The 24300-nt window shown below is 40.1% G+C and carries 19 protein-coding genes; all 19 read right to left on the reverse strand.

The window, feature by feature from the left end; translation table 11 throughout:
- Positions 1 to 27 precede the first annotated feature (27 nt).
- Positions 28 to 1209, reverse strand: a complete 1182-nt coding sequence (locus ACVFI8_RS02535; RefSeq protein WP_457872948.1) for a glycosyltransferase family 2 protein — start codon at positions 1207 to 1209, stop codon at positions 28 to 30.
- A complete protein-coding gene (locus tag ACVFI8_RS02540; protein ID WP_457872949.1) occupies positions 1206 to 2435 on the reverse strand; it encodes a glycosyltransferase family 2 protein in 1230 nt (409 codons plus the stop codon). The genes ACVFI8_RS02535 and ACVFI8_RS02540 overlap by 4 nt, the downstream gene beginning before the upstream one ends.
- Positions 2436 to 3470, reverse strand: a complete 1035-nt coding sequence (locus tag ACVFI8_RS02545) for a hypothetical protein (RefSeq protein ID WP_457872950.1) — start codon at positions 3468 to 3470, stop codon at positions 2436 to 2438.
- A 6-nt stretch (positions 3471 to 3476) separates the two neighbouring features.
- Positions 3477 to 5471, reverse strand: coding sequence for a rhamnan synthesis F family protein (locus ACVFI8_RS02550; RefSeq protein WP_457872951.1), 1995 nt, complete (start codon positions 5469 to 5471; stop codon positions 3477 to 3479).
- A complete protein-coding gene (locus ACVFI8_RS02555) occupies positions 5471 to 6505 on the reverse strand; it encodes an HAD family hydrolase (RefSeq protein WP_457872952.1) in 1035 nt (344 codons plus the stop codon). The genes ACVFI8_RS02550 and ACVFI8_RS02555 overlap by 1 nt, the downstream gene beginning before the upstream one ends.
- A gap of 197 nt (positions 6506 to 6702) precedes the next feature.
- Positions 6703 to 7338, reverse strand: a complete 636-nt coding sequence (locus ACVFI8_RS02560; RefSeq protein ID WP_457872953.1) for a hypothetical protein — start codon at positions 7336 to 7338, stop codon at positions 6703 to 6705.
- A 21-nt stretch (positions 7339 to 7359) separates the two neighbouring features.
- Entirely contained in the window at positions 7360 to 10008 is a 2649-nt protein-coding gene (locus ACVFI8_RS02565; protein WP_457872954.1) for a glycosyltransferase, read from the reverse strand.
- Positions 10009 to 10086: 78 nt separating this feature from the next.
- Positions 10087 to 10974 carry a hypothetical protein gene (locus tag ACVFI8_RS02570; RefSeq protein WP_457872955.1) on the reverse strand — a complete coding sequence of 296 codons (888 nt, stop codon included), beginning with the start codon at positions 10972 to 10974 and terminating at the stop codon, positions 10087 to 10089.
- A gap of 146 nt (positions 10975 to 11120) precedes the next feature.
- Positions 11121 to 12080 carry a GDP-L-fucose synthase gene (fcl, locus tag ACVFI8_RS02575; RefSeq protein WP_457872956.1) on the reverse strand — a complete coding sequence of 320 codons (960 nt, stop codon included), beginning with the start codon at positions 12078 to 12080 and terminating at the stop codon, positions 11121 to 11123.
- Between the two features lie 20 nt (positions 12081 to 12100).
- Complete coding sequence (locus ACVFI8_RS02580; protein WP_248714981.1) at positions 12101 to 13144, reverse strand: GSCFA domain-containing protein; 1044 nt, start codon at positions 13142 to 13144, stop codon at positions 12101 to 12103.
- Positions 13145 to 13204: 60 nt separating this feature from the next.
- Positions 13205 to 14320, reverse strand: coding sequence for a GDP-mannose 4,6-dehydratase (gene gmd / locus ACVFI8_RS02585; protein WP_248714980.1), 1116 nt, complete (start codon positions 14318 to 14320; stop codon positions 13205 to 13207).
- A 77-nt stretch (positions 14321 to 14397) separates the two neighbouring features.
- Positions 14398 to 15135 carry a 3-deoxy-manno-octulosonate cytidylyltransferase gene (locus ACVFI8_RS02590; RefSeq protein WP_457872957.1) on the reverse strand — a complete coding sequence of 246 codons (738 nt, stop codon included), beginning with the start codon at positions 15133 to 15135 and terminating at the stop codon, positions 14398 to 14400.
- Between the two features lie 2 nt (positions 15136 to 15137).
- Positions 15138 to 15797 (reverse strand): HAD family hydrolase, encoded by a 660-nt coding sequence (locus ACVFI8_RS02595; RefSeq protein WP_457872958.1) that lies wholly within the window; start codon positions 15795 to 15797, stop codon positions 15138 to 15140.
- The gene (locus ACVFI8_RS02600; RefSeq protein WP_457872959.1) at positions 15781 to 17400 is read right to left on the reverse strand and encodes an aldolase catalytic domain-containing protein; all 1620 of its coding nucleotides are present in this window, start codon (positions 17398 to 17400) and stop codon (positions 15781 to 15783) included. The genes ACVFI8_RS02595 and ACVFI8_RS02600 overlap by 17 nt, the downstream gene beginning before the upstream one ends.
- A 2-nt stretch (positions 17401 to 17402) precedes the next feature.
- A complete protein-coding gene (locus ACVFI8_RS02605; protein WP_457872960.1) occupies positions 17403 to 18467 on the reverse strand; it encodes a glycosyltransferase WbsX family protein in 1065 nt (354 codons plus the stop codon).
- A 29-nt stretch (positions 18468 to 18496) separates the two neighbouring features.
- A complete protein-coding gene (locus ACVFI8_RS02610; RefSeq protein ID WP_457872961.1) occupies positions 18497 to 20332 on the reverse strand; it encodes a glycosyltransferase family 2 protein in 1836 nt (611 codons plus the stop codon).
- A gap of 35 nt (positions 20333 to 20367) precedes the next feature.
- Positions 20368 to 21195: a WcbI family polysaccharide biosynthesis putative acetyltransferase gene (locus ACVFI8_RS02615; protein WP_457872962.1), complete on the reverse strand. Its 828-nt coding sequence runs from the start codon at positions 21193 to 21195 to the stop codon at positions 20368 to 20370.
- A 74-nt stretch (positions 21196 to 21269) separates the two neighbouring features.
- A complete protein-coding gene (locus ACVFI8_RS02620) occupies positions 21270 to 22202 on the reverse strand; it encodes a hypothetical protein (protein WP_457872963.1) in 933 nt (310 codons plus the stop codon).
- An 11-nt stretch (positions 22203 to 22213) separates the two neighbouring features.
- Positions 22214 to 24223: a hypothetical protein gene (locus ACVFI8_RS02625; protein ID WP_457872964.1), complete on the reverse strand. Its 2010-nt coding sequence runs from the start codon at positions 24221 to 24223 to the stop codon at positions 22214 to 22216.
- Between the last annotated feature and the right edge of the window lie 77 nt (positions 24224 to 24300).

Raw genomic sequence — 24300 nt, forward strand, 5'->3', positions numbered from 1 at the left:
GAGCTCAAGAACCAATGTCGTCTTACATCAAAGGTTTAGCTTTTTCCTATAGACAGCAATCTTGTTATTAATGACTCGCCCTTCAGGACGAAATCGTTTAGCTAGCAACATCAATTTTAAAGCCAAGCTGACATCGTCATTCTCTAATGCCAAAGCTGAATCTCTGATCAGGTCAACATCTTTTTTTGATAAACGCTTATTATCCTTGTTTTTATAAAAGTCATAAGCATTAATCACCTCCGCTAATGTAACATTTTTTAGCAACCGCAATAAGGTTTCACTGTCATTTGGCTCAGCATTTTTGATCATAGATATTACTTTCAAATAACGATCTTTAACGAAGAGCTTTGATTCTTCGAGGATTGGTATTAGTGAATACTCATCGTAGAAATCTTTTCGCGCGTTGTTATAAGGTAAATATGCTAGTTCAGCTACCGAAAATGTGATGCTTTTTTCTGGTCCTAAATAACCTTGGCGGTTATCTTTAAACATTGAGGTTATATTGCTACTTTTTTTAGGGCGTCCTCTACCTAGAAGAGAAATGTACTCCATTTCACTTCTATACATTCTATGTAATACAAAATAATCTTTAAGGGGCTTAGCTAATTCCTCTTCAGAAACTCTGCCATTTCGGCGCCCATCAAAATTGAATAATGCACCATTAGCGAGCTTATAAACTGCACCTTTAGCATGAACATTATGAGCTTCAGGTTGCTCGATATCCAACTTGGTCGAAAACAGCGATTTTACCCATCTCGATTTTTTTCCTTTTATTTCCGACCTATAAGGCGGAAGGAAAGGTTGATTTTCTGATACGCCAATTAGCCATTCAAATGACATAACATCGGCAGCCAAATTATCAATACAGCCGTGAACACTGTCAGTAAAATTTTTAGGCGTCCAAAACTCATCAATGTCTAGGAACATCAAATGAGAAAATCCATCCTGCTTTGCTTTTTGCAAAGCATCCAAATAGGCAGCTTCTTGCGGCCGAGCGAACGATTCACCAAAGAAAGCATCGCCATCTAGAAACTGTACAGGAAGTTTACCAGTGAAGGCCTCAGCGACTAAATGAGATTGATCAGTGGTGTTGTTAATGTATACATCTATAGAATCAAATCCAAAATAAAGATGATGAAACAGCCAATCAGGTAGGTATGCGGATTCATCTTTAGCAATCGCGGCTAGCTTCACTTTATACTTACTCATTTACTTCCCTTAAATAATAACTTCAACTTCAAGCGATTTAAGTTTTGCTCCACTAGCAGCTTTTTGTATTCAGTTAGTCGCTCCGCTATGATCTTACCCCCGGGTCTAATTTTCTGGGCTTTCTTCAAATATTCGATAGCTTCAGGTAGCGATTGCTGAGCAGCATCTGCAGCCATAGACTTAAGAAGTTCGGCATCATCCCTGCTTTTAACCTTCTCCGCACGGTATTTCTGGAATGCGCTAATAACAAGTTGATCATCAACACCGCGAAAAACAGTGAGAAGCGGTTTGTAAAAACGGTCTAATTGCTCCCCTAAAGCCTCTAAACTAGTTTGGTATCTTGCCAGAACAAAGTCTTTAGCAACCGAAAGTGGTTTATCCAAACTACTAGCGCTAAGAAATGTAGAGAAACTCTTCGTATAATCTGAGAATAATCGATCATCGAACTGGCTCGAGTGCAAATTACTTGTACGAGAACCAAAGCCATTTCGATTCAACTTATATAAACACTCTATTTCATCAGGGTTTCCTCGAAACAACAAAGAGATATATTCAGTTTGAGAGCGATTAAGTCGATGAAAAATAAAGCTGCTGGACACATGACTCAGTTTAGGATGTACGGCTTGCTCTACTTTTTCACTAGCAATAAACGCTGAACCATCAGCCAGTAGGTGTGGACATACATTTTTTAGAATAGGAACATGCGGACGAAATTCTTTTACATCTGCAGATATAGGTAGCAATGTTTTAACTATTCTAGAAAGCTCACCATTCAAGGGATTAGAAAACCGAGAGAAGGGTTTAGCATCACCTAAATCATTCATCCATTGAAAAGAAATAAGGGCTTCGCTAGAAGCATCCATTACACACTCTTCTATTTTCCTAGAGAAATCCCTTGGCACCCAAAATTCGTCAATATCTAAAAAAAGAATATGGCTACAATTACCATTATGTTTTGAATCATAAAACCCTTTTGCATAGGCGACAGCTTGGAAACGTTCACGCACTTTATCTGGACAATATTCAATCCAATCGATGGTTTCCCAAGTTAAGCGAGGTTCACATTTAGATATTGAAGATAAAATTTCCTTGGTGTTGTCTTCTGTTCTATTCACCATAATATGAATTTCAGAAAACCCAAAGTAGAGATGATGATGAATCCACTCGGGTAAATAAGCCGCTTCATCCTTTGCGATGGCAATGAGCTTTATTTTTGGAGCAACCATCTAATTTATCCGTTTAGCTAAAGAAATGATCATATCCATCTGAGCTGCGCAGACATCTTCTAATTTAGTCACCCGTTCTTTAAGTAGCAAAATATCATCCGAATCACTCCCTACTAAAGAATTCAAGTCCATCGTTTTTTCAAAGTCTACTTTTGGAAAAAAGCGATTGGCGAGACGTACATTTTTTTCTTGATATTGTTCAACTAGTTTTTTGACCATGTTATTAGAAAAAGAAGGGGAGTACTTTTTTTCTGCTATACCAGTAAGAGAATGCTGCTCGATAACTCGCTTCACTGTTTGGTCATGTATGTCCTGGTATACCTCAGATGCTCTTGACAACGTTTCACACATAGCAACGCTTAAGCCCACGTTACTATTTGGTATATCAAAATCTAAACCGTCAGTAAGGATGCTAGATCGCGCACAAAAGTCTTCCAATAAACATCCATTTATCAAAGCTATTTTGTCAATTGGCCTAACCCTTAGGGAATTGGCCGGATATTCATTTAAAAGTTGATTAGCATTAAATAAATAGTCTGCAATATGGCCTTTATAGAGCCTTTCAATATACTCTTCTAACTCTAAACCTTCCTTGTGCCCCCACTGTTGCCAAGCAGACACTAAAAACTTATCTTGTCGCCTAACATAATAAACAATCTTAACATCATCAAAAAAACCACCCAACATACGGTGAATTTGCCGAGTAATAGAGTCTTTACCTGCTAGCCCATTTATTAAGTTTTCAGCCGAAATAATTACTCTTTTACATCCATTATCCTGCGCATTTTTTACTAACGAATTCAGTTTTCCTTCTAGGTCAGAAATCTGTAACTCTCCGCCTTGTATTTTTGCGAAATAATCCCTTGGCGTATGAGTCAGATGGAACTTGTATTCGTCATCATTCGGGAAATTGAAATTACAATCGGGTAAATATGCTCCTCGATTCTTTAACTTTTGTCGATTTTTATACAGAAAATTCTGAATGGTAGTAGAGCCACATTTCGAGTGACCGGGGTGTAAAACTAAATCAACCATAATTTTTTATTCACCTAAAAACGGAAATCGGCCAAAGTTACTCACTAATGGGCCCCATTTCATAATCTGTTTTTCATCTAAACCGTCGTCGACAAATGGATTTTGCCACCCAGCGGCTTGCCATTTATCTAAGGGGTTTAAAATATGCATATTCTGTAGACCAAAGTCGCCGGGTATTTGGGCGTCGGCTACCACATTGTCTCCCACGTGGATAAAGCTATCAGCTGGACCAACCTGAGTTTTAAGTTTCTTCCACATGCTGCCGTTATCTTTACGCAGCCCTAGCTCACTAGACACGTATAGGTGGTAACCGTGAGACAGGCCTACCTTTTTAAGCATGCGGGTTATTTGCGGTTCTGAGTAATAAGTATCTGATACGACGAGTACTTTCTTACCTGACAAAATCAAGTTATTGGCTATTTCTACCATTTCATCTTTTGATTCTATCATGTCTAAATCAAAGGCAAACTCAAGTTCTGCATACTCAGCCGCTAACTGTTCGCTCCAATTAAATGTACTGGCTAATGCCTGATAGGTCTCATCGATAGCGACATCGCCTATAAACTGTTTGGCTTTTCTTACTTCAAGCTCGGCGTTATTTCGTTGTTTCACAAAATCTTTGGGGTTATCTATTTTACCTTGTTCGCACAAGTAATTAGCCAATTTTAGCTTGGCATAGTCAGGCACAAAATATTTACGTCGCACCAGAGTATCAAACACATCAAAAGAAACAGTCGTAAATGGCGCTAATTGATTAGCAATCCCATCTGCACTATTTACATAGTTAGCCAAAACAAAAGATTGATCATGGGTAAAAGCGCCTAAGGGCGGATAATAAAAGAGCTGTTTGTAGCCATTTTTTTCGGCTAATAAACCAATGCAACGCTCTAAGGCGTGAAGCTCTGAACCATCATTGGGTAAAGGTTCTGCAGGGAAGTCATCATAACTATAATCAGCGTCGAACAACTGCTTTAAGGCCTGCGGCCTTGCCCAAAACATCCCCCCCACAGGGTAAGCCAAAAAGTCACGGTCTAGTGATAAGCCCCATTGCGTTACCCAACGACCACTATGTGGTTTATTTTTTAACCAATGGTTTACCCAGTTTGGCATCATCCAGAAAGAGGTAGGGTAATAAATCCCACAGTCTGGGTCGTTGTCGAAATGGGCAAGCATTCGTTTTAATACGGCTTGGTCTTTAAGCAAATACTCGCCTAAATAATCCGCCCACTGGCGTTGCTCTCGGCCTGAATACAAAGATTTTTTAGAGTGCATATGGCAAAGCAAATCATAATTTAGCAACTGCTTACCAAACTCAACTAACATAGGGCCAAAATTTCGCCCTCTATTAGGGACTATAGCGGTGACCACTTTGTTAACCGTAGTTAACTGAGACAACTGTTGCTGGGCCTTGGTGTCTATCCCTTCTTTGCTAACACTAATAAATATGTCTACTTGCCCAGGAAAGTCAGCCAAGCATTCTGCATAGTAGTCGATAAAATCTTCATAAAAAATATGAAAGCATAAGGCAATTTTCTTATCAGTTTTTTTACTGATCGCCTGTTGTTGCTCCAATTTGTCACTGGGGCGCCATTTAGGAGAAGCAGGCATGGATATCCGCCCCTCATTGAGGCCAAAATTTAAATAATGCGCCAGAGGGTTAATACCTGCGTGATAAATATCTACGTTACACTTTTGATAAATTTCGGTATCAAAGGCGGGGCTAGGGTTAACATTAGAAAACATCGATTTATGCAAGTAATCGGCAAACGCTTGTTCATCGCTTGTAAATGCAGAATGCTGGTGATCATTATACCAATCTAGATCGAAGTGCCCGTGCTTTTTAGCCAATGTAAGCAAACCTAAGTCCGCCTCTCCGCGATATTTTATGCGAGTTGGGATACTTTTCAGATAATACTTAACGCTGCGAATACGCTTTTTTACTGAGCGTAAAAAAGCGTATAACAAAGGATATTGGTGCTTTATAACTGACTTATAACTCATTATCGTAATCCAAAAAACTGAAGCGGGTCTACCGTACCATTACCAGCAACATCATCATCTATTGCGAACAAATGCCATAAAGCACGAGGAATCATATGAGGCTTTACCATATGTTGAATAAGGCTAGACTCTACCTCTTCCTGGCTAAAACCAATGTTGTGCTTCGCGGCATGCACGACATAATCAACAACCCCCGCCATCACCTGTTCTAGTTCATGTATATGTTTTTGAGCGTTTACCTTACGACCGTAGTAAAAATCAAAATCACGCCCAGGTAATTCGCTGAGTCGAACATCCTGAAATTGCCCATTGGGAGAGGTTAACAGCGCCTCTAAAAACATCGACCTATCGAGAGGCACATAGCCATCTCCCATAGTTACCGATTGTTTTAGATAACCTTTCATTATGTTTTCTTGACCATGAAAAGTCGTCATGCCCGGCTTAGAGGAAATGAGATAATGCCCAGTTACCGGTTTTTCTAGCAATAAGCTCATCAGTTTTTGAATAGTGCCTGAATACCCAAGGTCTACAATATGCAAAACACTAGGGGCGTTAAGACCTAGACTATTGAGGTAAGCCAGATAGGCTGTTTTTGTTGGTGCTACAATCTCGGCTAAGTGTTTGGCCTGAGAAAGCAACAACTGACGAACTTTAGAATCATCATCAGGTAAGCTAATTATCGTAGTTTGAACTTTTTGATCAAAATGACGTTGAATCGTGCTGTTACTGATCATAAAGCGTGAGCGTAATAACTCGTAAAAAGTACCCGTGAATTCGCCTTTAAGCGAAAACTCATAGCTTCGTTCATCATCTAACAATAAGCGGAACATAAATGAGCGAGATGCTAATAAATATTGCCCATTATCAGGCATACCCAGTGCTTGCTGATAACGATTATATATATTATGTAAAAAATAGCCTTCGCGAGCGAGAAAGTAGAAAGGTACTTTCTGTTGACTTAGCTGCTCGCAAAAATATACCGCTAATGGGCCTAAGAAATTAGAACCAAACTGGCGAAAGTTTTGGGTTACCATTTAAAGTTCCCTAAGAAAATAATCAAAAAATATTTGCGTCATAGAAATTAAAGCCAGTGTAATACCAAAAAATATCAATATAAAAATAAGTAAATGCGTTTATCTAGAACGTTAATCATTCTACAACCATGACAACACAACAATAGAGGGAGTCTAGAAAGTATGAGTTTGAACTAAAATGCAAAGGCATTATATCGTCATTCAGCCTTTAAAGCAGCCCGATATTCTTCTACTTTACGACTAATCAAAGTGCCTTTAGGGCGAGCCTGTTGGGCAATCCCCATTAGCTTTAAGGCAAGTTCTAGGTTGGTTGATTCTAACCTCAGCGCCTCATCTCTCAAGAAATCAACGTCTGCCGGGCCCTTAATATCCTGTAGGGTCACGTTGTGAATAGTCCACTTTTCTGGTCGTTTAATACGAAGAAAAGAATAGCCGTGTCCAATTAGGGAGGTTATTTTATGCGCGTCGACTGCTTTCAACACTGAAACAACATACTCTTTTTCTGCAGTTTCCCCACTGACCACTAGCTCCCCTACATCTAAGGCCTTAATTAAGTCTTGTTTAGTCTGAATCGAGTGAAATGTGAGCAGACTCGCCGCTACAGTAACTAAGCCTGAGTAAGTGCTACTGTCGTTGACAGGCTCAAAACCACGAGAAGACACTGAAAAACGCCACGACTTTTTAAGGTCAATGATGTTAATGGCTAAGCTCGTCACTTTGCTAGAATCAAGTGATTGAGCCGAAATAACATAGTTCAAAGCCTTTGACACCGCGCGCGATTGCAGTTTATTAGGCAGTAGTCGTATGGCAGCGGTAAGGATGATTTTATTCATAATTTTACTCTGTAAATCGTGTTAGCTTTCCGTATCAAAAGTGGTGGTTAAATTTAAAAAGTGGAACACTTTAGCCATTTGTGCCAAGCCCCTCTTTGAAGAATATTGTTCCTCTGCGAGCGCTCTAGCGTTTTGCGAAATTCTCTCCCATAGGGCGCGTTCATTATGCAGGGCCATAATATGGTTTACCCATTGCTCAGGGGTTTCTGCAATAAGGGAACTAACATTGTGTGATAAACCGGTACTCTCAGCAGCAATCGGCGACAAAACACTTGGTAAGCCATAAGCGGCAGATTCGAGTACTTTACCTTTAATTCCGGCTCCAGATAATAACGGCGCGATAAACACCCGGTGTTTTTGAAAAACATCGTCTAAGTTTTCTATATAGCCAACACCTTCAAGCAACGAACTGCCTAAATCTTTATATTTTTCAGGCATATGGCTGCCATATATATATAGTTTTACATTGATGGACCGCGCAAGAAAAAGAGGCATAAGCTGTTCAATAAAGAACTCTATCGCTTCAATATTAGGCGTGTGCTTAAATCCGCCTAAAAAGGCTACGCCATCCCGGTCATCAAAGGGCAGCGGTTGAGGCTTCGGTTCCAGAACCCACGGACACTTAAAAATGTTTTTTTGCTCGAACAGGTGGGAGCAGATAACCGCATGCTCTGTTTCATTGTAAGAAAGAATCGCATCTACGTTGCGCATCACCTCTAACTCTGCGGTTTTAGTTTGATGGGCCTTAGCCAGGGCGATTTGGCGCTCTCCGTCGGTGTGATGGGTTGACAGGGCTGCTCGAACCTCTCTTAAAAAGTGTAAATCTGCATTATTGAAAATAATAGGTATCGCTGGCGCAGCCTTCTTTAAAAATTCAATAAAGTGCGCTGCTACGTTATAGCGCGTGATATAAAAAGCACTTATGTCTTTAAGCCGCTCATCAATGAAGTCTGCGATAGCGTTATAATGAGGGCTGTAACATACCTCTACCCCACTATTTTGCAAATTTTTTGTATAGGCATTTGAATACTTCAAATCAATGGGAACAAAAATAACCTGATAACCTAAACGCTGCATAAGACCTATTTCTTGAATTGCAGCGTAAGAGCCGGCGTCTTTATCTGGAGAAGGCGTTTGCACGTCTAACATTAATATAGTGCCGAGCGTTGGCTTTTTTGTGACTAGTGACACTTCATTTTTAAAATGTGCTGTTAACGGCTTTACAGACGGGGGCGGATTAGCGTCAGCATCCATAACATCGATTTTTTTCGACATAAAAGAATCGTCATGAAAATCAATCTCTGAGTAAACACAAGCATTACCGAGATATACACCAACCTGCTTATCGGTAGTTACTTTAGTTTGCCACATCTGTATAAGCAGCTCTGCACAAACAGAGTCTGCGGTTTCCATAAAATGGGCAAGATCTTTGGTGCGATAAATACTGCAAGAATGAACCGCTTGGCGAACGGTTTGCGTAAAATTTACAGCAGGATGGTTCGCACTCATAACGCGTTCAGAGGGTATTGGTGAGTGCAAATCATTACCATGAGTTAAGCCATTGCGATCGACTACCTTGCAACAAACAAAAGCATCCTTTGATGCTTCCATTGTGCTGATCAGCTGCGGTATGGCGTCTAAGCCAAACTCGACAAAGTAAGGGCAAAAGAGTATCAATTCGCCCTTTGCCGCATTAATAGCCTTTGCCATAGCGCTTGTATATTGGTCGTTACAATTCAATGTCACTAAGTTGTTTACAGATAAGGCCTCAGGGGTATTGGTGATCCAAATTATTTCATAAGACGCTTCTAGCAACGTTAGTATTACCGATGAAATCATCATCTTTGCGTCGGCAGCACTGATAAATGGCGGAAGGATAAGCGTGACTTTAGGTTCTAATACTGCTGGTAAACAAATGGTACAGTTTTGATGCCCCGTTAATACAGAATAAGCAGTAGGAATAAGGCGCCTATTTTTGTCAGATAACTGCGTTGTACGTAAAGCCTTAGAGAGCCCTTTTATTCTATCCCCTGTTATATCGATGTCAGTAGCGGCGAATATTTTCGTTGGTATGACACAATTAAGGTTGTTAGTGTTATCACTAATGTCTGATTGCCATACAAAACAAGGGAAGCCTTTAATTGCTAACTGATACAACGCTTTATCTGGTCTAACAAAATGGGCCGGTAGTGAGATAACAAACGTGCCATCAATGGCATTTATGTTGTGCTCTGTTGTAGCTAAAGGCGCTCCATTACAATAAAGTATCGTGGTATAAGCACCTAGCTCTACCCCCGCATAGTTGAATACTAGCTGGTGTGCCTCCAATCCTTCTAGCTGAAGGGTTATGGCGTCGTAACGATTATCGTCGATTAAGGCTTCAGACACTGCGTTTTGCCTAATGTCTTGTAGGCGAATAACCTTGCCTGCCAACTCTTGGTAGGTTTGTTCAAGCAGCACAGAAAAAGCACATACCCCGTTGGCAAAACCCGCCTCTGCGAGATCAGCCCGGTAAATATCTGGCACAGCTTTGATGACTTGGTCTTCTATTGCTAGAAAAAACTCAGGCGTATCAGCCCAGAGAGGGTCGTAAAACCAACCATTTATTCGCCCAGAGTCTATGCTATCTATATGACCCTTTGCGGTTGTATTGCAAGAATGTGCCGTCAAACTACTGCCTTAAATCAATACTCAAAAAGTGTATGTAGAACACCGGAGACTTTAAGAACCTCCAGATAGAACTAGATATTACTTACTGAAATGCTTTGTCAGTACCTTTTCGATAACGGATAGACGAGTAGAGATTTCTGCAATATTATTTATAGCGACATTAACCACAGTATTTAGAGAGGCCTGTTCATTAACAGGTGTAGCCTCAACAATTTGGTTGGCAATGCGCTGTGACTCAGCAGCGAGTAACTGCTCAAAACTGTCGATTTGTTCTGAAAACACCTCAACAAACTTAGCTTTATCTATGGCTTCTTGTGTAGTATTTAACTCAACCGGGTTTAGCAAAGTGGCTAGCCCATCTAGGTACACCTGACACTCCACCGAGGTAGAGGGAAAGTTAGCGGCATTTACTTTTAATGTAAAACCGTAATTGCCATCGCCAATGCCTGCATCAGCTAAGTCGACGCGAGGCTGGTCTGCAAGCCCGAACGCTAACACTTTATCTTCATGCTTCAACTCAACCGTGACGCGTTTAGTATCAGCATGAATGTTACGGGCCCAACCTAGCACCTCGTTGTGGCTTACTGCATCAAAATGACAAATGTAGTCTTCTGCTTTAAGTGATGTTAACTCAAGCCCAACCGGTTCAGGGTTTACCTTATGCCCATTGATCAATATATCCACCGATTCGATATCATTCTTCAACACCGCTATATCAGGGGTGATGTTAAACGCGCAATCCCCCAAACCCGCATCGACAAGATCGCTTCGAGCATGATCGGCGTTGCCCTCCCAAAGCAACTCGTCACCGCTGAACACTTCAACTTTAGCTGCTTTTTGCGGCTCCAAATTATTAAATGCCCAACCTGATATCGCTTCAGCAGAAACTACATCGATATGAAACTGAAGGTCTTGGATCGAGGGGGTATTTTTACCCAAGGCAGATTTAAGTTTTCTTTTAAGCATTACTTCAACGGATCCTATAACTGATATGGATTAAGCCATATTCCATTTTATACCCTTACGCGACACTAAAGGTAGAGGTTATGTCCCAAAATACTGATTCATATTAAGGAACATATGTTTACAGTGTTGGCCTTTGGCCTAAAATACTAGCTTCTAAAGTTATCTTGATTGTCTAAAAACCATTGATAAGCATCCTTTAGACCCTCTTCAAGGTTATAGTTATAACGCCAACCTAAATCAGCTAAACGACTTACGTCCATGAGTTTTCTTGGTGCACCATCTGGCTTAGTGGTGTCCCATACTATCTCACCGCTAAAGCCAGTTACCTTAGCCACTGTTTCTACTAGTTCGCGAATGGTGCAGTCTACCCCTGTACCCACGTTAATATGGCTTAGCATTGCTGAGGTATTGGCATCGTAAGTGGCTTTGTCTAACTCCATAACATGGATAGACGCGGCAGCCATGTCATCCACATGCAAAAACTCACGCATTGGTTTACCGCTGCCCCAGGCCGCTACCTGTTTATCACCGCGTAGGGTAGCCTCATGAAAACGACGTAACAACGCAGGAATAACATGCGAGTTTTCTGGATGGAAGTTATCGTGCGGGCCGTACAAGTTGGTTGGCATTACGCTACGGTAATCAAGCCCATATTGGCGGTTGTACGATTCACATAACTTAATGCCGGCGATTTTAGCGATGGCATAAGGCTCGTTGGTTTCTTCTAGGGTACCAGTTAACAGCGCCGTTTCTTTCATCGGCTGTTCAGCCATTTTAGGATAAATACACGACGAGCCCAAAAACAGCAGATGCTTAACACCACTTTGGTAAGCCGAGTGAATGATATTGCACTCTATCATCAGGTTTTGATAAATAAACTCTGCAGGATAGGTATTATTGGCATGGATACCCCCTACTTTAGCGGCCGCTAAATAAACCTGTTCAATATTTTCTTTGGCAAAGAAATCGGCAACCGCTTGTTGGTTGGTTAAATCTAAATCGTTGCGGCTGCGTGTAACAATTTCAACATCAGCACGCTGCTCTAACTGCCTAACAATGGCTGAACCCACCATACCGCGATGGCCGGCTACAAATACTTTATTCATATTATATTCTCTATTTACAACTAACCTGAGGTGACCGTACCTTTATATATCATGGGAGGCTCGCCCTCTTTACCCTCGAACTCTTCAAGCGTTGACGAAAAATCGCTGAACACTTTAGCGCTAATTTCCTTACCATAATAAGTCTCAGTAAACGCTTTAAGTATTTGCAAAACCATATACCTAGATACATGACGAACCACAGAGTCATCAGTACCGTATACTGGATAAGGTAGATGACAGCCAAGCCACTTTACTATTTCAAATGATGGCCAATAAAACGTATTATCAGGGGCCGTAGCCAAGGCTTCATGTAACGCTACTCTTAGCGTAGATTTAGAAACACAATCGGCAGTAACACATGATTGTCCCTGAAATGATGCTTTAAGAGGCACAGGGGATAAAGTTAAAATAACAGGGGCATCTTTATTCACCAGCTGTAACAATTTGATAATGGCGTTAATGTTTTCGGTATTTTCTGAAACACTAGATAACCTAAAGTTATGCCTTCCTTTTTCGAAAACAGATTCAGGGATGCCGCGCCAAAACACTTTATTGGTTAGGCTGTCTTCCCAAATTTCAGCTAAGCCCAAAGTAAAGACAAATGCGGAAGCCGATTTAAACTGACTCAGATAGAAACCACGCTCATATTCAGGCGTCCAGTCACTAACAACACCATCAAGATTTCGCTCGTAGCGATAGCCTTTTGACGTTTCTTCACCAGTAATAACCCAATTCAAAAAGTCTCTCAAGGCGAAAGTATTATTAAGGCCCGAGGGAATCCAAAAGCTATTTGAGGACAATCCCGCTGAAGTTAGGAAATGCCTTAGTTCAGCAGCAAAACAAGAGCCGATAGTAACAACATTACTATTATTGTTTAACAAAGGCTTAGTTGGAGTATGCCCAGTAACCACATACTCCTTTATACAATTGTTAACATCTTCAAATACTCGATTAAGCTGTGGGTATTCAGTGGCATTTTCCACATGCCAATAACTCTCCGCCCAAGACTTTGGACCACTGCCTTTACGTTCTGAGGCAATACTACCCACTTCGGTATCTTTCATAACATTCCCCAAGATAAAAAAGCCCAAGGATTAGGGCTTTTAGCAAACCAAGAGTAAAATTTATTCTTTCGCTACAGAAACATCAAAACCGTGCTGTTCAAGCAAGGCATGTTGCTTAGCTTTACTTAAATCATAGGCAACCATTTCAGCACACATTTCTTCAACGGTAATCTCTGGTACCCAGCCCAATTTTGCTTTGGCTTTTGCTGGGTTACCCAGTAAGGTTTCTACCTCTGCAGGGCGGAAATAGCGAGGGTCAACTTTTACAATTACATCGCCAACCTTAACACCAGGCGCATCGTTACCCGAAATAGCCACAACAGTCGCGATTTCATCGACACCTTCGCCGCTAAATTCCAACTGGATGCCGGCTTCTGCGGCAGACATGCGCACAAATTCACGCACCGAAATTTGCTTGCCCGTGGCAATAACAAAATCTTCGGCTACATCTTGTTGAAGCATCATCCATTGCATGCGCACGTAATCTTTAGCATGACCCCAGTCTCTTAAAGCGTCCATGTTGCCTAAATATAAACAAGGCTCTAAACCCTGCGAAATATTGGCAATAGCTCTGGTGATTTTACGGGTAACAAAGGTTTCACCACGGCGTGGTGACTCATGGTTAAACAAAATACCGTTACAGGCGTGCATGCCGTAAGATTCACGATAGTTAACCACTATCCAATAAGCATACATTTTCGCTACAGCGTAAGGTGAGCGAGGGTGAAATGGCGTGGTCTCAGTTTGGGGGATCTCTTGCACCTCGCCATACAGCTCAGAGGTCGACGCTTGATAAAACTTGGTTTTTTTCTCTAAACCTAAAAAGCGAATAGCCTCTAACAAACGTAAAGTGCCCATGGCATCAACATCAGCGGTATATTCTGGCGCTTCGAACGATACCGCAACGTGTGACTGAGCCCCTAAGTTATACACTTCATCGGGCTCAACTTCTTTTAAAATACGGGTTAAGTTTGAACTGTCGGTTAAATCACCGTAATGCAAAAAGAAACGCGGATTTTCTTCATGCACGTCTTGGTAAATATGATCTACTCGCGCGGTGTTAAACAATGATGCGCGGCGTTTAATGCCATGTACTTCATAACCCTTTTCTAGTAAAAACTCGGCTAAATAAGAGCCGTCTTGACCGGTAACACCGGTAATTAGTGCTTTTTTCATTTTCAGTCCAACTAAATTATAACATCGATATGAATAGGAAACCTAAATAGAAAGTTTGAGTTAAGTAAAGAAAGCCACTACTGTACAGCTCCTAAAACTCTAATAACTGGTTGAACATCACTAGGCACGTCAATTGCTAAAGACCCTGATTCGACTTCAATCATTTCAACAATATAATCAGATTCCAAGAAGCGGAGTATTTCAATATCTTCAACTTGCTCATGAAGAGTTTTAACTTTCTTGCTATAAAAAAACTCTAAATGTTCTTTAGAAAATGCATAAATACATACTTGCTTATAGCCAAACTCATACCCCCCCGCTTTAGTTTGGGGAATACCTGCCCGGCTCATATAGAGTAACTTTCCAGTTTGACTGAACGTTACTTTAGGTACAGTGAACGAACGAAATTCTTGCTCTGAAGTGATGCTACACATAGCATTAGTTACATTACCAGTCTTCAAGAAAGCTTCAATGACAATATTAATATCCTTTGGGTTAATAATTGGTTCGTCACCCTGGACATTGATGATAAAGTCACAATCCAGTTGCAAGTTCGCTTCGGCCAAACGATCTGTGCCTGTTAAGCACTCCGAGCTGGTCATCACCACTTTACCACCAAAGCTTTCGACAGCATTTTGAATTCGCTCATCATCCGTCGCAACATACACTTTGCCTTGTCCTACCGCTAGACAGCAACGTTCCCATACGTGTTGTATCATTGGCTTCCCACAAATATCAACCAGCGGCTTTCCAGGGAAACGGCTTGACTCATAACGTGCAGGGATGACGACTGCGAATTTTTTTTGATGGCTCATAATTAGATTCTCACAGTTGAAAAGTCATCGATAATCAAGTGTTGATGCAAAGAGCATTGCTCAAGCATCTTCTCTTTGACATTAGAATAAGGTGAATAGAACACAAAATCGATGTGGTTCTTTTGTGCTGAAAGCATGTCGGATTCAGCATCACCAAACATAACCGCATTAGTGCTGTTTTCTTGCTCAAGAATATATTGGATTAACTCAACCTTAGGTGTCGGTGAACCAAAAACACCATCAAAATAGCCGTCTAAACCTCGTTGAGCGAACACATCTCTTAATTCACTTTGCTCAGAGCCACTCGCGACATATCGCTTTCCTTTGCAATGGCTAAGAAACGCTATAAAGCCAGGTGTCAACTCAGCAGTTAGGTATAACGCACGACACTGTTTTGAGAAGTCTGCCAAAATCTGTTGCTCAAATTCTTGTTTTTTTGTTCCTTCAACCTTAATAATCGCATCCAGAAAATAGGCTACATGATGAAAGCGTGATTTTCCAAAGTTATGACGGAAATAATCTACACATTCAGTGATGAGGTCCTGAGCTGAGAAATGCGCTTCCAGCGCATTTCTCATAGCTTCAATTTTCAATTGATTTGAATCTAAAATGACTCCATCACAGTCAAAAATATATACTTCGTATTTACTTAACAGGCGCATAAACAGAGCCTTTAAGTATCGGGTAGCTAGTCGGAGTCAAGGCATTGATTTTTAGACTCTTTTCATGGGAAAGGTACAAACTTAAAATATCTACCATCTCTTGTTGGCGAACGTCGTCTTGAGCGTAACCATCAAAGCCAACAACAGAAACCGAGTCGATATCGGACTCGAGTAAGGCACCAAGAATGTAAGCAGTAGTGATGTCATACGGTACTGTTGTATAAGTACCATGGGTTGAAAAACTATCCTTAGCCACCTTAAGCCCGTAATCAATAATATTTACACTATCCAACTCAAAAAGTTCAGCCGTTGTAAAACGACATTTTGGCAGAATAATTGGTTTATTAAGTTTTTTGTAAAGCTGGGACTCAGACAAAAATTTCGAGTTATGAGAAATCACATAATAATCAATCAACTCAGGAGCGATGAGCGCAGTTGTGTTGATTGAGATAACAACTGGTCGCACGTTTTTAATGTACATCTCAATCGCTGAAACATACTTCTCAATATTTGGCGAATTAGCAATAATAAGCACATTTTTACCATCGAAAAGACCTTGCGCATCTTTACTTCCAGTCACTTCCGCTTTAGTACCAGAAAAGCTCAGAGCAGTATTTAACACAGCGCCGTTGTATGACATCGAGCCTTCCTGCTTACTTAAATAATCAATCGCACCAATTATTTCATCTGTACCAAAGTGGGTGCTAGACAATAAATTCTGAATATAAGTAGGGTGTACGTCATTTTGAGCACCAAGAAAGTAAAGCAAGTTACTACCCCAACCGTACTCTTTCTGCATTGCTTCAAAGTGACGAATTACCAACTCATAAATTGGTTTCGGTTGGTACTTAGAATCGCCTTTACCTAAGTGAGCTAGTAAGCATTCGGTTTGAGTATTACCCGCACCACGACCCATTCCAGTTACGGTGGTATCAAGCCAAGATACCCCCGCTTCCATTGCTGCAAGAGTGTTATCTAAACCTTTACCCATGTTATTATGAGTATGAATGCCCAAAGGGCCTGTCCAGTGAGTGCGTAGTGCTTTCACGATACGCTGCACTTCTAGGCTATCCATGTTACCGAGTGAATCTGCGAAATAAAGAACATCCAAACCTTCCCAACTCGCCGCGAGACGAGCCTTATCCGCAATTTCATTATCCGCTTTTCCGCCAGCTTGCATTAGATTGAAGCCTACGATGTAGCCCAATTCTTTGAGGCGAGATACGATAGAGGCCGAGAACTCGACCTCATTAAAGTGGGCAGCGACCCGAACTAGGGCAACTTTACTGTTAGCAGCTGGAACGAAAAGCTCATCGATAGCTTCTTCAATTGCCATACCTGATTCAAGGATAGTCTTGGCATCCACCATCACACCATAAGTAGGACCAGCAGGTAGATTTAGAGAGTCAATGAAACCTTCGGTTGTATAAGCAAATGCTCCCAAGAAACCAACCTTTGCAAAGCTGCGAAAGCCCAACTCAACATAATCTATTTTTGCATTTGCGACACTACTAAGATAAAGCGCAATAACTTCTGGATCGAAGTCCCAGTCATTATAGTAACCACCGTCTCTTAAAGTACAATCTAAAATAAAAGATTTCACGTCTATTCTCCTGAGTTAAGTTCTAAACTAAGTTGTTCCAACATTTTCAAACCAAACTCTTGGTCAGGTTCCAAATAGTTGCCTTCGGCCCACTCATTCCAGGCTCGGATGAATACCAAATTTTCTTCAGGAGAGCGATGGCTTACAGCATCTAATATTTGGCGTACATGAACTCTGAAATACTCAGGTTGAACATCATAAAAAACCATCGCATCATCACCAAGCCTTGGAGTAGTGTCCCAATTAGGAATGATAACTGGATAATCCCCATCTCCATATCCTCCAGGCTTCACCAAGTGTTTCATAACTTTGCGATAAGGAACTTTTTTTAATTGTTTGCTATGCAACTTATCCCAACCGCTTTGTTCATCCCAGACTTCTTTAGGTAAATGTCTCTGTCCAGAAAACAAACATCCATCAAGACCAAGTGTTTCATTACTAGTACCGGGTGCATCACCTATAATATGAAGGCCTTTTAAACCATTATCCACTGCCAAACTTCGCCAATATTCCAAATATTTTTTACAATCAGGAATTTCCTGAGGGCGGTAAATGATTAACACTGGCTTATCGTGAATACGGATATACCTCTTATCCTTGAAAGCTTTAAGCATGAAGTTAAAGTGCTGGAGCGCATCTTCTTTACTTGGGTATTGTTGGATAATATCCTCCCCTGTTGCTCCCCCCATCCAGCCTTTGCCGGTCCAGTCATGGTTCGCCCAACCTAAACAAAAAGGGAAATCAGGCTCATCTGAACTTAAAACTTCATCAAACGGTCGCTCTAGTAGGCGTCGCCCATTACCCAACCAATAGTGCCAGTAGCAAAAGCCTTCGATGCCATGCTCTTTTGCTAGTTCAGCTTGCGCTCTCCTTGTTTCAGGAACACGCAAATCATAAAATCCCAAATCTCGAGGCAATTTGGGTTGTACATGCCCAGGGAACAATGGTTGTGCTTTAGTCACGTTAGTCCATTCAGTGAAGCCTTTTCCGTGAGCGTTGTCATTTTCTTTGACAGGGTGAAATTGAGGCAAATAAAATGCTATTGCCCTTACCTTTTTGCTATCCATTAATGTATATTCTCAAAGTGATTTATCAATTAACAAAAATAATTTTTTATATTTGCTTTAAAATCCTTTCCGAAAAGTGGATCGGAACCATCAGTGCTTTGGCCGCCAGCTAAAAACTTAGCAATAACTCGATTGATATATAGCGGATGATGTGAAGACCAAACCTTCAAGTTCATATCCCAATCAGCACACAATTTATATTTCAAGTTATATGGTAGATGCTTCAACTTATCTTTTCGGTTGTAAAATATCGCTTGATGACAAATATTTTTTTGTTTAATTTTATTGGTGTCAAACTCGCCATCATAGATGGTACCATTTTTAGCCCATTTAACATCACCTACAACTTCAACACTGCCATATATCATTCCAATATCTTTTCTTTCACATTGTAACAGCGAACTATGGACGTCTTCCAATACGTCACTGTCGTTAAAGCGATCATCGCTTCCCATAAAGTAAACCCATTCCCCGGAAGCCTTACTGACACCTTTATTCATGGCATCATAAGTTCCGCTATCTTCTGAAGAGTAGATTTTAAATCTAGAGTCTTCACCTATATAAGATAACGCGAATGCAACTGTAGCATCAGTTGATTGCCCATCCATGATAATAACCTCGAAATTTTCGAAAGATTGTTCTTTAAGGCTATCAATCGATTTCCATAAAGTCATCAGAGAATTAAAACACGGTATAATTATTGAGAAAAAAGCCCCCCCCCCCGATGGAAGGAGTGAATCGAAAAAGGCTTTGTATTTTTCAGATGAGTCATCTGATATATATTTAATAACATCATCATTAATTTCAACATTTTCTTTTGAAGCGAATCTTCGCCCCAAAGAATTTACCGAATCAAACTGACAATTCTCTGCCAAGTCTATTGTGGGTATATTGGTTTTATACTGAAAAACAAGCTGACCAATAGCATGCAATTCAAATAACAATGATGAAGTATGCCCAATAACGATAGAGTGCCCATAAACATTATTAGTCGAATTTAAGTTCTTAAGTTTCTTTTCGTAAGCCGCTATATTATTATGTGGGTGAAATTTAACGAAAACATCAAAATCATGTCCAAGTGAAAAACCGCTGACTATGTTGTACATTTCTATATTCTTCTCAGAAAACACTTCTTGATCAAAAATAATTAAGATTGTTTTACTATGGCTTGTGGTCGCTCTTCGAATATTTGGCTTACCACAAATCTTCACTTGAGAATTACAATTATATCTTTCGATTAATTTTTTCGTGTTATCACCCCACGCTAAAAAGTAATCTGATGGTTGATTAATATAGTTAACTATATTAACCGTATCAATATCTTTGTATTCAACGTATAGCCCGTGCTGCAGCGTTACAGTTTTGACCCCTCGACCTTTAAAGTATAGAGTACTTAAGTAATCAATTGGCTGCATATCTGAAAAAGTAACTAATACTTTTACTGAGAAATGAGCCACTTTACTAACTATGTAACAATAGTAAATAAAACGGATAGCTAAACAAATCTTCAGGTCACTTTCATAGCTGCGAAAGTATTTCATTAGACCATAGTTATTTTTTAAAAAATCAGAGGCGTCTAAATTCATTATTGAAGAACGAGTGATGAAATCCTCCACATGAATTTTATCACCAAAACACTGAGAAGATATCGAATGAAACAAATTTCTATAGTCATCTCTCCTCAACGTTCTAAAGAACAAAAAATCTTGTTCCTTATAGCACGGTACTTTAACATCACAGTAAAGAAGTTCATTAAGCCAACTTTTTTTTATTTCCTCAATCTGGCCTTTATCCTTTTTCTTTAAAAGAAATAAATCAGCATACATGAGCTTCTCAACATCCGCTCCCAATAATCTATCAAACATAATCAACCATGACCTTAAAAAATACGAAATCCAGCTTATTCTTCATCATTTACAAACCCCAAGTATTGCTCAACAAATGATTTATAAGTATATTCATCCCCCAAATAACGATAGCGGGTATTATCATCACAAAATGTTAGCCCAAGGAAATTGACTGTTGCTGGATGAATTGGCAATTCTTGCATCAAATGACCATTTACCTTACATAATGATGAACCATCCAACATCTCATACCCCATAAACTCTAAAAACTGGTTTGCTAATATAAAATATATTTCATTTTTGGGATGATTGAATATATGAAAAAGCCTTTTCCGCTTATAGTTATCTTCGATATATTCCTTAATTAAAAACGGCCCTTCCAGTTCGTCCATTTTTTTCAAATAATCTAAATCTTTTATTAACCGTAGAGAACAAGCGTTACTAATAGCGTCACCCAAACCTAAATATTCATCTATAGCTTCTGAAATCAAACCGTCACCACTTGCTATTTCATCAAGCATAAAGCTACGATAGGGTATTTTCCCATAGGGATATTCTTCAGATTTACCTAGAGGCTTATCTGCTATAATGGAAAAATCTGGCCAATAAGAACTAAACGTCACATAAGGTATTTTTAAAACTTTAGCTAACTTAGGTAATTTCCTTTTTATTACTTCAATGTCTAAATCTTTAGTTGGATGATATATAAAGACATCGCAACTAGATAAGCTATCATCACTTATTGACAGGTTAGCCTTTCCTGGTGACGAAAAATTTGAAATATACTCAACCTCATAATTATTACTTATGTCATTTGACAGCAACAAAAAATCCCTAAATGGAACTCCCTGGCAAGTTGCATACACTATTATTTTTCTCATAAATATATCTCAACTCTTTCTTGAACAACTTATTGATTATTTATATATCCGACTAAGCAATTTGAGCTACGCAATTAAACTCTGCTCAAAAGTTTGGTTATCTTTTTGAAGTACTCGGAAGACACACTTTCTGACTTGACATCTTGATGAAACAATCTTTGTCTAGCACTTATAACATCTGTACTCCTACCACTATCCCCAGTGACCTTAAACATACCAAATATGTCTTCAAATTCATCACTAAAGGATAGCTCCAACATCTTAGCTATCATCAGCATTTGTTGTTGAGGATTCTCAACAAATTTTTCATATTTAAATACTCTATCTTTGTCATACTGTTCAAGTAATAGACACAACCGCCTACAATATTCGTCAAAGGTTTGCGGCTTGAAATGTACCCATCCATTTTTGACTAAAGACGAATATGAATCGATTGGATCCCGAATAGTTAAGACCGATACGACATTATAATCATCTTCAAGAATTGATACTATTGTGCTTTTTTCTGGTATTTCATCAGTAGTGCTAAAGTCAGCGTGTGTATGGTCTCTCAATACTAAAACACCCCCCATACTCTCGACATGACTGTATACTTCACTAATCGCATTTTTGAATAGTTTGGCCGCCAACTGTTTTTGCTTAGGAATTCCAGCATATTTTGATAAAGATATTATATCCGATGGTGCGTATTTGGGTTGTCCTGTCCCTATAGCAAGGTCTGTAAAAGGATGTACCTCACTCAACAAATATACATTAGGCATTGCTGATATACATTTAGATATTAAGGTACCACCACTGCACGCTAAGTGATGAATGATTCTTATCGTTGGCTTTTTATCTTCATGTTGTTTGCAAACACGCTCACACCTCTCAAGCAAAGACTGCGTATCCACAAACTGCTCGTTAGCTTCTTGCGGCAATTGCGGTATGTCCACCCCCGCCGCGCTTTCTACCAGTGCTAAAGCTTGATCTATTTGCTGTTTAAACTTATTAAAGTTATTACTCATCACAGCACCCCTTACTCATTTGCAGAGTGGTCATTATTCATTAACTCAGGGTGCTCTTGTTGCAGTTGGTAATAGTACTGGGAGGCAACGGTTAACTTGGCGCGTAGCTCTTTTATAAGGTCGACTAAATTTGCTTCAGAATCTAACTTCTCTGCATATTTCTCTCTTAAATGCTCAAGATCAATATGCGATTTGGTCAGCATTTTTTGGCCTAAACGGCTCGAGCGAGTTAGTTCAGCGTTTTCATTTTTTAACTCACTGCGCTGAGCCGTTAAACTTGCTACCTCCACCTCAATTTTTGAGACTTTAGATATCAATTCAGACTCTTTGGCTTTGCTGCTACTTTTAAGCTGTTCAAAATCACTATTATGGCGTTGTTGCTCTTTTTCTTGCGCTATATTCTCTGCCTTGAGCTCTTCACAAAGCCTACTCAATTGAGCTTTTTCATCACTGAGTACAGCTTGCTTCACCGTTAACTGTTCGCACTCTTGCTCTACAGTAGTGACGCGTTCTAGTGCTTGTTGCTTGTCAGCCTCTAAGGCTGATACCTGAGATTCAAGTTTTTCCTTGTCGCTTTGTGCACTGGCTTGCAGTTGTTCTAGGCGTTTGTTTCGTTCAGCTTTCTCTTTACTGAGATCGGCTTGCTTCACCGTTAACTGTTCGCACTCTTTAACTAAGTGGTTACTTCTTTCTATCGCTTGTTGCTTGTCAGCCTCTAAGCCTGATACTTGAGATTGAAGCTTTTTCTTGTCGCTTTGTGCACTGGCTTGCAGTTGTTCTAGGCGTTTGTTTAGTTCAGCTTTCTCTTTACTGAGCTCGGCCTGCTTCGCCGTTAATTGTTCACACTCTTTAGCCAAGTGAGTATTTCGCTCTATCGCTTGTTGCTTGTCAGCCTCTAAGGCTGATACCTGGGATTGAAGCTTTTTCTTGTCGCTTTGTGCACTGGCTTGCAGTTGTTCTAGGCGTTTGTTTAGTTCAGCTTTCTCTTTACTGAGCTCGGCCTGCTTCGCCGTTAATTGTTCACACTCTTTAGCCAAGTGAGTATTTCGCTCTATCGCTTGTTGCTTGTCAGCCTCTAAGGCTGATACCTGGGATTGAAGCTTTTTCTTGTCGCTTTGTGCACTGGCTTGCAGTTGTTCTAGCCGTTTGTTTAGGTCAGTTTTCTGTTTACTGTGCTCGGCCTGTTTCACCGTTAACTGTTTGCACTCTTGCTCTAAGGTAGTAGCGCGCTCTAGGGTTTGTTGCTTACCCAATTCTAATTGGTCAATTTCAGATGCTAATTCAGTAAACTGTTCCAAAACTTGCTGCTGATATTCAGCAAATTCTTTTTGCTTAGGCTCACTAAAAAATGACTGTAAAGATTGGAGAAAAGTCGATTCAAGGCTTAATTCCGTGGTGCTTTTTGTATATTGATATAAATTGAAGAAGGGGCCTTGCATTAAATTTGATAGCGTAAAACCGCTATATGATAAGCCGCTTAATACTAAGTTTTTTTGCTCTTCATATTCAGCGCTTGGGCTTTGTTTAAAAACATACAAGTCTATAGATTGAAAATTACTCAGCTGCTCATGGCTTGAACAGGCTAACAATTGGCACTCTATACCGTTGAGCTCTATCACTAACTTAGCCTGAACCGACTCTTGTGTTAACTCTGGGTGTTGCTCAAGTAACTGTGTAATAGTAAATTTTTCAGCGGGGATCCTTTTATCTACAGTGGCCTGATTAAACGTTCCGTCAAGCCACGAGGTATCAACGCCGCTGAATTGGGCAGGCTTAATACAAGTGAAGGTCGTCGCTTCTTGGTTAGGCGTAATAATTTGGTTGAACACTGTCACATTAGAATAAGCACTGCATTTTGTAAGCAAAGAGTCATAAGTATCAGGGTTGCCTTCATACAAATATATTTGCTTAGCACCACTTGATAGATATTTGTCTAACATTTGGCCACTGCCCGCCCCCAAATGAACAATTACATCTAACGCTGCTGATTTCTCAGTGGTTTTTATTTGCTGTTCAGTCATAATCAACCTTGGTTAAAGCCCTTTTGTCGTCTATTTATCTTCAAAAACATCAGGAATAAATTATACATTTATGTTCA

This window comes from Agarivorans sp. MS3-6, assembly GCF_054112545.1.